At 36.6% G+C, this 15,906-nt stretch carries 14 protein-coding genes; 5 read left to right on the plus strand and 9 right to left on the minus strand.

All coding sequences use genetic code 11. The features are described from left to right. The first annotated feature begins 4 nt into the window (after nt 1-4). The 3 genes from WJM97_RS13535 to WJM97_RS13545 all read left to right on the plus strand — a co-directional run bounded on the left by WJM97_RS13535 (nt 5) and on the right by WJM97_RS13545 (nt 2,503). Nucleotides 5-949: a GDP-L-fucose synthase gene (locus WJM97_RS13535; RefSeq protein ID WP_353929327.1), complete on the plus strand. Its 945-nt coding sequence runs from the start codon at nt 5-7 to the stop codon at nt 947-949. Nucleotides 950-1,019: 70 nt separating this feature from the next. Beyond that, the gene (locus tag WJM97_RS13540) at nt 1,020-1,589 is read left to right on the plus strand and encodes a 5-formyltetrahydrofolate cyclo-ligase (protein ID WP_353929328.1); all 570 of its coding nucleotides are present in this window, start codon (nt 1,020-1,022) and stop codon (nt 1,587-1,589) included. Between the two features lie 116 nt (nt 1,590-1,705). Next, nucleotides 1,706-2,503: an endonuclease/exonuclease/phosphatase family protein gene (locus tag WJM97_RS13545; protein ID WP_353929329.1), complete on the plus strand. Its 798-nt coding sequence runs from the start codon at nt 1,706-1,708 to the stop codon at nt 2,501-2,503. A gap of 215 nt (nt 2,504-2,718) precedes the next feature. Here WJM97_RS13545 and WJM97_RS13550 read toward each other — a convergent pair whose 3' ends face one another. The 3 genes from WJM97_RS13550 to WJM97_RS13560 all read right to left on the minus strand — a co-directional run bounded on the left by WJM97_RS13550 (nt 2,719) and on the right by WJM97_RS13560 (nt 7,616). Beyond that, nucleotides 2,719-4,362 (minus strand): acetolactate synthase large subunit, encoded by a 1,644-nt coding sequence (locus tag WJM97_RS13550; protein ID WP_353929330.1) that lies wholly within the window; start codon nt 4,360-4,362, stop codon nt 2,719-2,721. Between the two features lie 63 nt (nt 4,363-4,425). After that, entirely contained in the window at nt 4,426-5,793 is a 1,368-nt protein-coding gene (locus WJM97_RS13555; RefSeq protein WP_353929331.1) for an NAD-dependent succinate-semialdehyde dehydrogenase, read from the minus strand. A gap of 203 nt (nt 5,794-5,996) precedes the next feature. Further along, entirely contained in the window at nt 5,997-7,616 is a 1,620-nt protein-coding gene (locus WJM97_RS13560) for an adenylate/guanylate cyclase domain-containing protein (protein WP_353929332.1), read from the minus strand. A gap of 346 nt (nt 7,617-7,962) precedes the next feature. Between WJM97_RS13560 and WJM97_RS13565 the strand changes: the two genes are divergently transcribed. Further along, nucleotides 7,963-8,331, plus strand: a complete 369-nt coding sequence (locus tag WJM97_RS13565) for a hypothetical protein (protein WP_353929333.1) — start codon at nt 7,963-7,965, stop codon at nt 8,329-8,331. A 130-nt stretch (nt 8,332-8,461) separates the two neighbouring features. Further along, on the plus strand, nt 8,462-9,967 hold the full coding sequence (locus WJM97_RS13570; protein WP_353929334.1) for a VanZ family protein: 1,506 nt from the start codon (nt 8,462-8,464) through the stop codon (nt 9,965-9,967). A 38-nt stretch (nt 9,968-10,005) separates the two neighbouring features. On the opposite strand, the gene WJM97_RS13575 is transcribed toward WJM97_RS13570, so the two are convergent. The 6 genes from WJM97_RS13575 to WJM97_RS13600 all read right to left on the minus strand — a co-directional run bounded on the left by WJM97_RS13575 (nt 10,006) and on the right by WJM97_RS13600 (nt 15,791). After that, complete coding sequence (locus WJM97_RS13575; protein ID WP_353929335.1) at nt 10,006-10,572, minus strand: hypothetical protein; 567 nt, start codon at nt 10,570-10,572, stop codon at nt 10,006-10,008. Nucleotides 10,573-10,801: 229 nt separating this feature from the next. Next, nucleotides 10,802-11,683 (minus strand): ribosome biogenesis GTPase YlqF, encoded by an 882-nt coding sequence (gene ylqF, locus WJM97_RS13580; protein ID WP_353929336.1) that lies wholly within the window; start codon nt 11,681-11,683, stop codon nt 10,802-10,804. A 13-nt stretch (nt 11,684-11,696) separates the two neighbouring features. Next, nucleotides 11,697-12,062: a VOC family protein gene (locus tag WJM97_RS13585; RefSeq protein WP_353929337.1), complete on the minus strand. Its 366-nt coding sequence runs from the start codon at nt 12,060-12,062 to the stop codon at nt 11,697-11,699. Between the two features lie 34 nt (nt 12,063-12,096). Further along, the gene (locus WJM97_RS13590; RefSeq protein ID WP_353929338.1) at nt 12,097-13,314 is read right to left on the minus strand and encodes a M20 family metallopeptidase; all 1,218 of its coding nucleotides are present in this window, start codon (nt 13,312-13,314) and stop codon (nt 12,097-12,099) included. Nucleotides 13,315-13,359: 45 nt separating this feature from the next. Next, nucleotides 13,360-14,037 (minus strand): dethiobiotin synthase, encoded by a 678-nt coding sequence (gene bioD / locus WJM97_RS13595; protein ID WP_353929339.1) that lies wholly within the window; start codon nt 14,035-14,037, stop codon nt 13,360-13,362. 74 nt (nt 14,038-14,111) lie between these two features. Next, a complete protein-coding gene (locus WJM97_RS13600) occupies nt 14,112-15,791 on the minus strand; it encodes a protein kinase (protein WP_353929340.1) in 1,680 nt (559 codons plus the stop codon). Nucleotides 15,792-15,906 lie beyond the last annotated feature (115 nt).

A 15,906-nucleotide genomic window follows, 5' to 3' on the forward strand; every position in this document is an offset into this window, starting at 1 on the left:
ACTTATGACTGCTTTAGAACTAAAAAATAAACGCATTCTTGTGACTGGTGGTGCAGGTTTTCTCGGCCGTCAAGTGATTGATCAATTGTGTCAAGCTGGCGCTGATCGTGAGAAGATTACAGTCACGCGATCGCATGATTGTGATTTACGAGTGTGGGAAAATTGCCAACGTGCAGCAGATCAACAGGACATTATCATTCACCTAGCTGCTCATGTCGGTGGTATTGGTCTGAACCGCGAAAAACCCGCCGAGTTGTTTTACGATAACTTGATGATGGGTACTCAGTTAATTCATGCGGCCTATCAGCAAGGTGTAGAAAAATTTGTTTGTGTGGGGACTATTTGCGCTTATCCTAAATTTACTCCAGTTCCCTTCAAGGAAGAAGACCTGTGGGCAGGTTATCCAGAGGAAACCAACGCACCCTATGGAATAGCAAAGAAAGCGTTGTTAGTACAATTAGAGTCTTACCGTCAACAGTACGGTTTTAATGGTGTTTATTTACTGCCTGTGAACCTATACGGACCAGAGGATAATTTTAATCCCAGCAGTTCTCATGTTATTCCTGCTTTAATTCGCAAAGTTCACGAAGCGCAGGTAAAAGGAGAAAAACGACTTCCTGCTTGGGGTGATGGTTCTCCTACCCGTGAATTTTTGTATTCTACGGATGCTGCACTGGGTATTGTTATGGCTACTCAGTCCTATAATGAATCTGACCCGATTAATTTGGGAACAGGTGAGGAAATCTCCATTAAAGATTTGATTACTCTGATTTGTGAGTTAATGGAGTTTGATGGGGAAATAGTTTGGGAAACCGATAAACCCAATGGACAACCAAGACGTTGTTTAGATACCCAAAAAGCCAAAGCAGCTTTTGGTTTTACTGCTCAAGTTGGTTTCCGTGAAGGGTTGAAAAATACTATTGACTGGTGGCGTAACAATGCCGAATAGTTAACAATGTAGGGGTTTAGCAGTGCTAAACCCTGATATGACTGAATTTTTAATTCCTCAAAATTGAACGTTGGAAAAATTTGATTCACAATTAAACAAAACTGAACTACGTCGCTATTTGTTACAAACTCGTCAATCTTTAACTGTGGAAGAGTGGAAACTAAAGAGCGATCGCATTGTTGCACAGTTACAAAGTTCGGTTATATTTAACCAAGCTACCACTGTTTTAGCTTATTTCAGTTTTCGTCAAGAACCTGATCTTAGTGTTTTGTTTTCTGACTCTCAACGTCGTTGGGGTTTTCCCCGTTGTCTGGGTAAGTCTTTATCTTGGCATTTTTGGAACTGTGATGATGAGTTGATAAGTGGGAAATATGGTATTACTGAACCTCACCCAGATGCACCGATGATACATCCTGGAGAAGTTGATTTAATTATTGTTCCCTGTGTAGGTTGCGATCGCCTCTTTTATCGTTTAGGTTATGGTGGTGGATATTATGACCGTTTATTGAGTTCTCCAGAATGGTCACAAATACCAACTATCGGTATTGTTTTTGATTTTGCTTATTTACCTCAATTACCTATTGAAAGTTGGGATAAGCCTTTAAAGTCGGTGGTGACGGAAATAGGAGTTATGGAATGAAGAAACGAACCGCAGAGGCGCAGAGAACGCAGAGGTAAGAGGTTTTGAGAGATTTTCTGTAGTTTCTGTCATTGATGATGAGTATATTTAATTGAGAAATTATTCTGAGAAAATATATGAAAATTGTTACTATTAATATTCTGTTTAAACTGGATGATTGGTTACAAAGACGGGATTTGTTGGTTGAGGGTTTAAAGGCGGAAAATCCTGATATCGTTGCTTTACAAGAAGTAAGTTTAGCAGAAGATACGGCCGCTTGGATTGCTGAACAATTAAATATTCCTTATGTTTATAAAGCTGTTCCTCAAGATGTAAATGATAGTGATTTACCTTTTGGGTTAGCTATTCTCAGTCGTTATCCAATTGAAAAAACTGCTGCTTTAAATTTAGAACATCAGGGAAGAATTGCCCAATATGCACAAATGAAAATAGATGATAGCAAATCAATTGTTATCTGTAATGGTCATTATTATTGGTATCCCGGTTCACATAAAAAACGCAATAAACAAATAAAATTGATGTTAGATTGGTTATCAGAATTTGATGAGAAAATGCCAATTATATCAGTGGGAGATTTTAATGGTACTCCTGAAACATCAGGAATTAAATTAATCAAAGAAAAATATCAATCAGCTTATGAAGTATATCATGGTACTGAACCAGAATATACTTGTCCCACACTTTTAGGTCAGGATAAACTTAGTTGGAGAACTAGATTAAAATATTTTTGGAGACGTTTAATTTTTGATAGAACATTGAAACCTTGGCAGGGAACTTTAGATTATATTTTTATTAATCAGAGTTTACAGGTCAAAGACTGTCGAGTAATTCTCAATCAACCAGCAGCAAATAATCGTTATCTTTATCCTTCTGATCATTTTGGGATTGTAGCAGATTTGGAGATTGCGAATTAATAGATAGGGAGTAAAAACTCCCCTTGATCAGAGGATTTTTTAAAAGTCTATGATGATGTATCCAATATTTTTAGATCCCCCTATATCCCCCTTAACAAGGGAGACTGTAACTCTAGTTCCCCCCTTAGTCAGGGGGGTTAGGGGGGATCTGCAAGTGTTTAAACCCACACTATAAAACTTTTGAAACAACCTCTAAGATACCTATGCCATATTTCCTAAATATCACAACTTAACTCATCGGCTTTTTGACTAAAACGGCGGTTTTCTCGATAATCTACCCGACAATCTATGACCGCAGGAACATCTTGCATTAAAGCTTCTTTAAGGACAGGAATTAAATCAGTTGCTGATTCAACTCGATAACCTTTTAATCCCATACTTTCCGCGAATTTGACAAAATCAGGATTACCAAAATGTACAAAAGATGAGTTACCTTTACCAAATTGATTTTCCTGTTTCCATTCAATTAAACCATAGCCACCATCATTAAAAATTAAGGTGACAAATGGTGTACCTACCCGCAAAGCTGTTTCTAATTCTTGAGAATTCATCATAAAACCACCGTCACCAGTTACGGCGACAACTTTACGATTTGGATGTACTAATTTAGCAGCTAAAGCCCCAGGAATGGCAATTCCCATAGCTGCAAAACCATTAGAAATAATGCAAGTATTGGGACTATGACAATGATAATGTCTAGCCATCCACATTTTATGTGCGCCAACATCAGAAATAACAATGTCATCGGGACCCATGACCTGACGCAAATCATAAATTAGTTTTTGGGGCTTAATGGGAAAGCCATCATCATTGGCATATTGTTCATAATCAGCGCGAATATTTGCCCGTAAACTAATGGAGTAAGGGTGAGGTTTCCCTTGTCTATCTGCCACCCTTAAAATTTCATTCACAGAATCAGAAATATCCCCTACTATTTCCACATTGGGAATATAACTACTATCAATTTCTGCGGAAGTTGCTGCAATATGAATAATGGGAATATCACCTTCTGGGTTCCATTTTTTCGGAGAAAATTCAATTAAATCATAACCAATGGCGATGACTAAATCGGTATTATCAAATCCACAGGTAATGAAATCTCGCTGTTGCAAACCCACAGACCATAAAGCCAAAGGATGAGTATAGGGAATCACACCTTTACCCATAAAAGTATTGACAACGGGGATGTTTAATTGGGTAGCAAATTGGGTGACTGCATCACTAGCTTGGGCGCGAATTGCCCCATTTCCAACTAAAATTATGGGGTTAACTGCTTGGGAAATAGCCGCAGCCGCAGCGCGAATACTAGCAAAAGAAGCATAGGTTTTTTCGCTATTATCCTTATGTAAAGGTTTACCTTCTACGGACATAGCGGCAATATTTTCTGGTAAGTCAATGTGAACAGCACCGGGTTTTTCTCGTTGCGATCTCTTGAAGGCTTTTCTGACAACTTCTGGTGTAATACTCGGTCTAACTATCTGTTTATTCCACTTAGTAACTGGGGCAAACATAGCCACCAAATCTAAATATTGATGGGACTCAATGTGCATTCTATCTGTTCCCACCTGTCCGGTAATTGCTACTAATGGCGCGCCATCTAAGTTAGCATCTGCTACACCTGTCATTAAATTAGTAGCACCTGGGCCAAGGGTAGAAAGACAAACCCCAGCTTTTCCTGTTAACCTGCCATAAACATCAGCCATAAATGCTGCACCCTGTTCATGGCGAGTGGTAATAAATTGAATGGATGAATTTTTTAATGCTTCTAAAACGTGTAAGTTTTCCTCACCAGGTAAACCAAAAACGTATTCTACACCCTCGTTTTCTAAACACTTTACTAACAATTCAGCAGTATTCATTTGATCTCCTTAAAATTAATAATTAAAAGTGAATCAGGAATAAGTAATTTGACCAATCACCAATCACTTAACCCAAACTGTTTTGATATTCACAAATTCATGAATACCTTGAATACTTAATTCTCGTCCATATCCAGAACGTTTAATTCCCCCAAAAGGTAAACGTGGATCTGATTTCACCATGCTATTAATAAATATTGCTCCCGCTTCAATTTCTTGAATGAGACGTTTTTTTTCTGATTCATTATTAGTCCAGGCACTTGCACCTAAACCAAAAGGTGTATCGTTAGCTAATTTTATCGCTGCATCAATGTTAGCAACTCTGAATAATAATGCCACTGGCCCAAAAAATTCTTCTTTAGCAATGGGATGATTTAAAGGAATATCTGTGATGATTGTCGGTGAATAAAAATTACCTGGCATATCAGCTAAAACCGATCCACCTGTAAGAATTTTTGCGCCATTTTCTCTGGCAATTTTAACTTGATGATCTAATTCTTGGCGAATGTCAGGAGTAGCTAGTGGACCGATATCTGTATCATCGGCAAAAGGATCTCCGACTTTTAAAGTTTGGAATTTTGCTAACAGCATTTTTTCAAATTGATCAGCTATGGTTTCGGCAATAATAAACCGTTTAGCTGCTATGCAAGATTGACCATTATTGATCATTCTCGCTGTGACTGCGGTAGATACTGCTAATTGTAAATCAGCACTTTCTAGAACAATAAAAGGATCACTACCTCCCAATTCTAAGACAGTTTTTTTAATTTGTTGACCAGATACAGCAGCTAAGGACGCACCTGCTGGTTCACTGCCGGTTAAAGTTGCGGCTTTTACCCGATCATCAGCCATTAAATTAGCTACTTTGGCTGCACCAATTAATAAGGTTTGAAAAGTCCCGTTGGGAAAACCTGCACGGCTGATAATATCTTCTATTGCTAAGGCACATTGGGGGACATTAGATGCGTGTTTGAGTAACCCCACATTGCCCGCCATTAGTGCTGGTGCTGCAAACCGAAAAACTTGCCAAAATGGAAAGTTCCAGGGCATAACGGCGAGAATTATCCCTAAAGGCTGATATTTTATAAAACTGTGACTAGCATCGGTTTTAACTGTAACATCGGCTAAAAAATCGGGGGCATTTTCAGCATAATAACGACAAACTAGGGCGCATTTTTCCACCTCTGCGATCGCAGATTTTAAGGTTTTACCCATTTCTAAAGTCATTATTTTGGCAAAATTTGCCTTTTCTTGTTCTAAAATATTAGCTGCTTGTTGTAACCATTGCGATCGCTGTTGAAAACTTGTTTGCCGATACTGTTCAAAAGCTTGCTGTGCTAATTCTAATTTAGTCGTAATTTCCCTATCTTCCAGAGGTGAAAAGGTTTTCACTGTTTCTCCGGTTGTAGGATTAATGGTAGCAATAGCCATTACCTGACCTCCCGTTAAAAAATAACTTCAGGTAGTTTCTTAATTTTATACAGATTTACCATAGCATCTGTAATCAGAATTTTAGCTCATGTTCGGTTGAAAATTTATCATATCTATTAAGGCTGGTAATTTTTTATATCCTTTATTTTTTTATGCTGAGTTACTTGGTGTTAAAAACAGACTAATTCACAACTGATAACTGACTAAGAAATCATTTGTGTGCGATAAATTTTAATCACTCTGTCAATACCTTTAAACCGATAATCTCCCATTTCCTGAATATGAGATTTATCTAACAGTATATTGTGAGTAGCTTCACTAATTACGCACTCACCAATAGGACAAATTTGCTCCATCCGCGCAGCTAAATTAATTGTTGGCCCCAAAGCAGTATAATCTAACCGTTGAGAACTACCTACATCACCAACTATAGCTTTACCGCTATTAATAGCAATACGTAATTGCAATGGTTCATCCCAACAATTACGAGCATTGAGAGATTGTAGACGAGAGAGCATTCCCTTAGCACTAGCGAGCGCCCGGTCTGCGTGACCAGGTTGTGGTTCAGGAGCGCCAAAAAAAGCCATAATGCAATCGCCAATATATTTATCTAAAGTGCCACCATAGGTAAACACTTCTTCTAACATTTCTTCAAATAAGTTATTTAATAATTCAGCAATTTCTGTAGGTTTTAGTCGTTCTGATAAAGCTGTAAAACCTACTAAATCAGCAAATAAAATACTAATTTCCCTTTCAATTGGCGGTAAGCGTCCATCAGAAATACCTGTAACTGCTATTAACTGTTGGACAACAGCTGGAGAATGGTAACGTTCCAAACGTTTACGAATTACTTCTTGATTTTTAAGTCTATCTACTAATAACCAACGTTGCACACTGGAGGCGACGAGATTAGCTAAAGTTGAAAAAAAACTTAGTTCATCTTCTTCATTATTGTCCCAGTAGGAAGAATAAAGATTAGCATCACCATAGAGAACACCAACTACTTTATTTTCATCCCATAAAGGTACAGCCATAGCACTAACAATACCTTTAAAAAGAATACTTTGCTCACTAGAAAAACGTTCATCAGAAAGGGTATCTGCACTTTGAATAGCTATTTTCTCAGTAAATACTTTTTGACAAATACTACGACTAATCCAATTTCCATCAGTGGGTAATTTATCTTGCCCAGAGGCATTTTTAATGGCAGAGTTAATTAGTTGCAAATTCCCAGATTCATCTACATCAATTAATAATGCCAAGCGCTCAATACCATCAATGTACCTAAATACTACTTGTTGCACCTGGGAAAAAATTTCTTCAATGGATGCGGCTGCACAAAGATTTTTAGCTATTTCTACTAGGTCTTTGAGGCGAGCAATAGTTTTTTCTTTGTTATTTTTACCGTTAATATTACTGGCATCTATCCATTGTTGTTGTAATTCCTGTACATTACGCAGAATTGTCACTGCATGACTATTTGTTTCTGAATTTCTTAAATATTTGGAATGTGCATTTTCTAAATCAGTTGTGAAATCTACTATCAAAGTGACATTACCTAGCAAGATAACGTCACCATCATACAGTTCTTGAGCGCAAGTAACAGTGGTTTGATTGACTTGAGTTCCATTTTTACTACCCATGTCCTCAATCGTCCACATCTCACTGCTGGTTCTGATAATACGGGCGTGTCTGCGGGAAATTCCGCTAAAAGGTAAAAACAAATCGCATTCTGGTAAACGACCGATAATAAATACATCTTGGGTCACTGAAATCTCTGTTTCAGTATTACCTTCTGTGAGGACTAGAGTAAGTTGAGTCATGAACGTAATACATCCATACTGAAAATTAGAAGTACAAGCAACAATTCTAACTGTTTACGACTTATAGGTCAGATCCTAAACATTCGTTTACTTAGTCATGCCTATAGAAATCTATGTAAATCTTCTGGGTAAGTGCTAAATTTAGTTTATACTTATAAAAAGTCTAGATGTAATAAAGGTTACAGTTATTGTAGCATTTTTAACTAAAAAGCCACAATACATAAACATTTTTATTATCTAATGGTTTAACTCATAACTAGCTGAGTATAAATCAAAGCTACACAATTCTCTATTCTCATTTAGTCATGCTATCAAGCTAATTTTCAACACTAACCTAGCTAAAATCATGGTTCTGATTTTAATTCTTGGGCAAATTATATTTCTAGGGGCAATACTAGGAGTAATATTTTTTATTATAGATAGAGTAATTGAGACTTTTAGAAAACCAAAATTCTCATTAAAAAGAAGACATAATTGGATGGGAATAAAACGGATATTTTTCAAAGCCAGAAACAATAACTTTTCTCAACCAGCTAAAATTAACTACAAACATCCCTTGGTAGCAGGATTATGGCATAAACTGCTAGTGCGAGTCCATTTTGATACCCTTTTAGCAGAACGATTAGTGAATCATTTAAAAATACGATATCCAGGTAAATCAGATCGTTGGTACATTGAGAAGGCAATTTATGATTTAGAACGTGATAGATATTAATTCTCACAAATATGAGTGTCAGATTTGGTATCTAAAAGTATTTGTGTAGGTAGCTAATTACAGCATTGATAATTCTTAATCTTCAGATTAAAATTGTTGATAGCTAGTTCACGAATATGGGTAATTTCTGATGCTCAATGATTTTTTCGTCAAATTTTCTCGGAAATTTAAAGTATATTTACTAGATATAATATTTGTATTTGCTAGTACCTTAGTTATTTTTATTGCTACACTGTCTCCGTTTAACTTCCATTTCTATAATAGTTTTAATATAACTAATTTTTGGGTTAGTTTTAATAATAGTAGTTCTTTTCAAGACCAGCTAAATAATGTTTTGTTATTTATGCCATTTGGCTTCTGTGGTGCTAATCTTTTACAAAAGCTAAGGATTAAACTAGGCTTACAAGTTATCATTTTATTACTCATAAGTTCAGGTTTATCATTTACAGTAGAAAGTTTACAAGTATTTCTTCCTTCTCGCAGTCCTACCCCAGCAGATATTGTTAATAATACTTTAGGAGGATGTTTAGGCTTATTAAGTTTTTATATCTGGAATTATCAATTTTTAAATAATAGTGTTTCTCAATTTAAATCTAGGAGTTCAAAATTATCTAATCAACATATTACATTATTTATTCTGTCCTATGTATCTTTGACATTAATAATTTCTATTTTCTGGCAAAGTACCACTAATTTAAGTAATTGGAACTTAAACTTTCCCCTCTTGCTTGGGAATGAAGCTGTTGGTAACAGACCTTGGCGGGGATATATATCTAATATTTATATCACTGATCAGGCAATATCTACCTATGAAGCTAGAGCAGCTTTATCTAATGATAATTACTTTTCGAGTTTGGGATCTACTTTAGTAGCTAATTATCAGTTAAATGGTAGTTGTTGTTATCAAGATCAAGCAGGAAATTTACCAAAGTTAATCTGGCAGGGAAAACCCCAGATTATTAATAAAGGTCAAGGCGTTTTTATTAGTTCTAATCAATGGCTAAAAACTGGAGTATCTGTAAAACAACTGAGTCAAAGAATCAGTGAGAAATCAGAATTTACTATCAGTACCACTCTTGCAACTGATAATATTCAACAAACTGGCCCAGCTAGAATTATATCAATTTCTGGTGATGTTTTACAGCGTAATTTGACTATTTCACAACATAAAAGTTCTCTAGAATTAAGGCTAAGAACACCCTTAACAGGAGAGAATGGCGCAGATTTACAAATAAAAATACCAGGTGTTTTTACAGATACAAAATTCCATCAAATTATTATCACCTATGCTAGAGGTACTTTTCAAATTTATATAGATAACTTAGAACGTTTTTATTCATTAAATTTACTGGCATTAATCCCCTTTTATCAAAAACTATTTTACTATGCAATCACTTTTATTCCTTTAGGTACTGGTTTAGCTATACTCAATTTATTTACTCAAAATCGGGTAAGATTTTCTAGAATATTTATTCCCATTGGCATTTTATTACCTTCTACTTTTTTGGAGATGATATTGATGAAAGAAAGTAATAAAAGTCTAAGTTGGACTAGCCTATTTATGGGTATATTCTTCACAGCAGTGACAATGTTAATCTTTATGATTAGAGGTAGATATTTAAATTCTAGAAGTTAATTAATAAATATTTTCAAGATCAAATATCTAGCAATTAGTTAAATTCCCCTATCTCTTTTCAGGTCGAAAATAACTTTTTCTAGATACCAAAACTCAGTTTTACCAGGGTTTAGTTGTTTTTGTCGAGAAACTAATCTGTTAGCAACTTCTCTGTTACCTCCTAACATAATCAATAGTTCTCTTTGTAATTGTTTATTTTTGTGCTTGTTTTCAGGTTTAGGATACTTAATGTCTTTTAGGTTGGGTAAAGGATCTCCTCGTTTTGTTTCGGTTTTAGGTATTGACTCAGGTTGAGTTTTTGGTCTTTCAGATTGGGTTTTTGTTGGTTGAGTTTGTGGTTGAGATTCACCTTTTAATTCATTAATAAGTTGCTTCAAGCACCAAGTTTCTGTTTTACGAGGATATTGTTTGCGCTTTTTTTTTAACAACTCGTCAGCAACTTTGTAATTACCTGTGACATGAACTAACTCATTGTGAAGTTGTTGATTTTCTAGTTCAATTTCTTTCTCTGTTCTTGAAAATTGAGGAATAGGTTGACGATGAATTTGTGGTTTTATTGTGGAAGGCGCTTTCTGGGGTGTGTTGCTTTTTTCCAGTGCTTTCAATTGCAGTTCCAGAATCTTTCTTTGGAGTCTCGAATATTGAAACCAGTGGATACTCCAAAGTAGTGAAAATATGGATACTATGAGTCCTATAACTATTTGTAATATTATGAGGATTTCCATAATGGAGTATAAAAATAGTTTTCTTAATCCAGTATGCCTCACATATGAGCTAAATGTATGACTTTTAACAATTTAGCACTATTCAAGCAAGCCCTGAAATGTTTATATATTAATACGGTGGAATTTCCAAAGGAATATTACCTAAAAGTCCTTTACGAAAATCTGTGACTAATGTTCTAGCTGTTCTTTCTATATCTCCTTTATAACGATGTTCTGCTAAAATGTGTAAATAAGTTTCACCTGTGTGAATGATAGAATCAACTTCGTAACGGGAAAATAATGGGTTTGCTGGTAATAAATGTGGATGGCTTTCTAACAGTCCGTTGATAATATCTATAAAAGCCGCAGCTACTAATTGATTATCATAGGATGCTTCGCCAATATCATCACAAATTGCTAATTTGACGGCGGCATTTTGATCTTCTAATCTGGAAGGAATTACCCCAGGTGCATCTAATAATTCTAATTGTTCAGAAATTCTCACCCATCGCAATTGACGAGTTACACCAGGACGCGCTGCACTTTCTACTACTCGTTTGCCTAATAAGCGGTTAATTAATGCGGATTTGCCGACGTTAGGAAAACCAATGACAACTGCACGCACGGGACGGGGTAACATTCCTCTGTCTTTTCGGCGTTGGTTTAGTTCTACTCCTGCGGCCTGTGCTGCTTTGGCGATCGCCGGTATACCTTGACCATGTTGGGCATTGGTAAAATAAGCTACTTGATCTTGGTCTTTAAACCATTCTATCCATAGCGATCGCAATTGGGACGAAATCATATCCAAGCGGTTAATTACCAATACTTTGGGTTTACTTCCCACCCATTCGTTTGTTTGTGGATGGTTTGTAGCTAAGGGAATCCGTGCATCTCTAACTTCCAAGATCACATCTACCCTTTTTAGCTGTTCTTTGAGATTTTTTTCAGCTTTGGCAATGTGTCCGGGATACCATTGAATGACGTTTAATTTGTAGTTTTGATTTATGGACATTGGTAATTGGTAATTAATGACTTTGATGTAAAATTAAGCGGTTGCCATCAGGATCATAAGCATAAATTTCTCGACCGTGGGAAGCTGTGGAAATTTCACCTGGGGGTGGATATCCTAAATTTTGCAAATGAGCGATCGCATCTTCTAAATCATTTACTTCTAAACATAAACTCAACGGACTTTTACTATTTATGGTAAATTCTAATTCGTTATTTTGTTTAGGTTTAAAAATACCTAAACTCAAATCAGAAATTTTAAATTCAGCATAAACATTAGGAATCAATTTTTTCGGTTCTTGTTTTAATAACTGAACATAGAAATTCACCAAATTATCAAAATTCACCGTGGCAATTGTGACTAAAGCACTATTATACTGCATATATAGACATCTTGATTTTTTATCCTGATTTCTCCTAGTTTAAAAATTTCTCTACACATCTGACAAACATTTCTACACCCATCACTAAAGCTGTTTCATCAAAATCAAACTTGGGGTGATGATGAGGATAATTTAATTTTTTCTCGGCATTAGCAGAACCTAAAAAGAAATAACAACCAGGAACTTCTTGTAGGAAAAATGACATATCTTCCCCACCCATTGTTTGACATTCTGGAACTACCCCCACAGGTGTTTCTATCACTTCTTCAGCCACAGAACGAACTAATTCTGCAATGTTGACATCATTAATAACAGGGGGATACAAATTAATATAATTTAAGTCAAAGGTAGCACCGTGAATTTGACAAATACCGCTAATAATCTCCTTAATTCTCTTTTCAAAAAAACCTTGTAAGTCAGGATGAAAATATCTGACAGTTCCACCCATTCTCGCCGTATCTGCAATCACATTAACCGCTGTACCTGCGTGTAGTTCACCTATTGTCACCACTGCTGAATCAATGGGATTGACGTTTCTTGATACTATGGTTTGTAAGGTATTAACAATTTGAGCAGCGACAATAACAGAATCTATGGTTTGTTGGGGTATCGCTCCATGTCCGCCTTTACCAAAAATATTACAATGAAACAGTTCTACTGCCGCCATTAATGCACCTGCACGAACTCCCATTGTTCCTAAAGGTAGATTATTCCACAGGTGTAAACCTATAATGGCATCAACATCAGGGTTTTTGAGTACCCCCGCTGCTATCATCGGTTTTGCACCACCAGGACTTTCTTCTGCGGGTTGGAAGATAATTTTTACAGTTCCAGTAAAATCTTGACGATGGTGATGGAGATAATATGCTGTACCCAGAGCGATCGCTGTATGTCCATCATGTCCACAAGCGTGCATGACTCCATCATGTTGGGAACAATAGGAAACCTGGTTTTCTTCCTGTATTGGTAAAGCATCCATATCAGCACGAATTGCTAACACTTTACCATGTTCAGATTTTTCACCTTTGATAATAGCAACTATCCCAGTTTCTGCTATTCCTGTTTGATGTTCTATTCCCCAACTTTGTAATTTTTGAGTAATATATTCAGCAGTCAGTTTTTCTTGAAAACCTAATTCGGGTTTTTGATGGATATGTCTTCTCCATTCGATGATTTGCGGTTGCAAAGCACGAATTTCTAACCGCACGTTAGCCAGATTTTCAGTAGATGAATTTGGGATAGTAGAAATCATAATTAGTGATTGGTGATGGGGTTATTAATGTTTTTCTATTTCCTATTACAATAATCTTTCCCAGTCTAAATTAGATCCAACTTCTGCTAGTTGTTCTAAGTTAGTAGATTCTTTCAAATAGGGTAAACAACCTAAAATGGGGATGTGGGTAAATGATTCAATTAAACCTGATGGGGTTAAATCTGTGATTTCTTCCTCCGTTAAAGGTTGTGTACAATTCAAAATTATTCCCCTCAGATTGATCTTTGCTTGTCTTGCTAATGCTACATTAGCTACAGCTTGAGCGATCGCACCCAATCTTACAGGTACAACTAAAATAGTAGCTAACCTCCATTCTCCCGCTAAATCAGCTACCGTCAATTCATCGGTAATTGGTGAACCTAAACCGCCTAAAGATTCTACCAATAAAAGATCCTTGCGTTTTTGCAACTTTAACAAAGTTTGCCACACCAAGCCTAAATCTATACTCCGATTTTCCTTCGCAGCAGCAATTGGTGGAGCTAAAGGCGCTTGAAAATATAATGGATTTAGTTCCTCCGCAGACTGTTCCAGTGTAAAAAGTTTCTGGTACAATTCCCTGTCACCTTCCCCAGATTGAATCGGTTTCATAATTCCCAAACTGCTTTGGGTGCGGTATTTCAGCCAATAGGCAGCTAGGACTGTAGTCACAAAAGTTTTACCAGCCCCGGTATCAGTTCCTGCAATTAGTAGTGTATTTGACAATTTGCTTACGAATAATTACTAGCTTTTAAGAAAACTTGCCCAGCAAAAAGCTCAAGCTATATTCTAATTTAGCGTTAATTACTAGGAGAAGTTTCCGGTATTGCTGGATTTTCCGGTGTGGGATTATTTTCTGATGAGTCTGTAGTCGGTGTTTCTGTAGGTGTGGGGGTTTCTATAGGTGTGGGGGTTTCTATAGGTGTGGGTGTTTCCGTAGGTGTGGGTGTTTCCGTGGGTGTAGGTTGAATAATATTTTCTAAAGCCACATTTAAACTATAATCACTTTCAGCAACTCCTTCTGATAGATTTAACTGAATAATGTACGTGCCGCTGCTTGGCAATGAACCTCTATAATAAAGTACACGCTCAGAATCACTGTTGATAGATTCACCATCAACAGTTAACACAGTTAGCAAAACACCACTACTTCTATTCACAGATACTACTAACTTTTGTCCAGCATCAGCACTAAAACTATATTGAACTGTTTCCCCAGCTTTCAGAGTCGCGTCTACAGTAGCTGTGTTATATGCACCTAATGGTAAACGCTTTTTATAAATAACAGGTTCAACCACATCAGTTGGTTCTGGTGTTGGGGTATCGGTTAAATCTGGTGTTGGGGTGGATGTACCACCGGGAACAACTGGAGAGGGAAAACTTTGGGGTGTCGTAGGTTGTTCTTGTGATGTTTGTGATTGATTACGGAAGGAATTAACCACAGCCCAAGAACTAAAACCAGCTAAAATTACCACAGCAGCACCAATCGCACCAATAGCCAAAGGACTATCTAAAATCGAAGTATTATCTTGAGGTGGAATTACAGGATTAGGCCTGTTGGGGTTGACTGGTAAAGGATCAGGACGGCCACCAACAGCTACAGTGGGGATGTAGGAGATATGTGGCTGGAGGGAAAGAGCGGGTTGATTTAAAGACCTCAAAGCTAAGGATACATCTTTCACACTTTGATAGCGATCGCCAGGGACATAACTTAACATCCGATTTAAAACTTCAGCAAATCTAGGATTCACTTCTACCCATTGTTGCCAATTCCAAGTTAAATCAGTTTCATTAAATAAATCTCCAGGTTCTTTTCCTGTCAGCAAAACAATAGCTGTAACTGCTAAAGCATACAAATCACTATTAGGATAAGCCTTCCCAGACTGCATTTGCTCACTAGGAGAATAACCCGGTTTACCCACAGTCGTCACTTGCTTTTGTTCGGGAATAGCCAGCCGAGTTGCTAATTCTTTAACCACACCAAAATCAATTAACACGGGTTTTTGGTCAACATCCCGTAAAATTAAATTATCCGGCGAGATATCCCGATGAATAATCCCTAATTTATGGATATGCTCCAAAACAGGCAGCAAAGAACCCATTAACTCTAAAACTTCTTGTTCTGAAAAAGCTTGATTAAGGGAACAGCGCTCATTTAAAAGTGTATGGTAAGTTTTACCAGCAACATAATCCTGTACTAAAAACAAACGTTGATCTTGGGAAAACTTCTCTCTAAACTTAGGGATTTGTGGATGATCAATTTGATATAAAGTCGCTGCTTCCCTTTCAAATAATTCCTGAGCCTTTTTACCACCATAAGCTCCTGCGTCTGTCAGCATTAACTCTTTAATAGCACAAAGTTCATTAAAACGCCGCTGATCCTCAGCCAGATAGGTTCTACCAAAACCACCCTGTCCGAGAATGTTAATGATGTGATAACGATTTTGTAAAACAGTACCAACTTTAATGGGTGGTTGCATAATCAATTGATGTAATAAGCAAGAGAGTCAGAAATTAATTCAAGGATAAACTCAATTATTGGTAATTGGTAGTTGAGTTATTAATTAGACGCTACTATCATAAAGTGGATATCTG

The organism is Okeanomitos corallinicola TIOX110 (assembly GCF_038050375.1).
Lineage (GTDB): Bacteria > Cyanobacteriota > Cyanobacteriia > Cyanobacteriales > Nostocaceae > Okeanomitos > Okeanomitos corallinicola.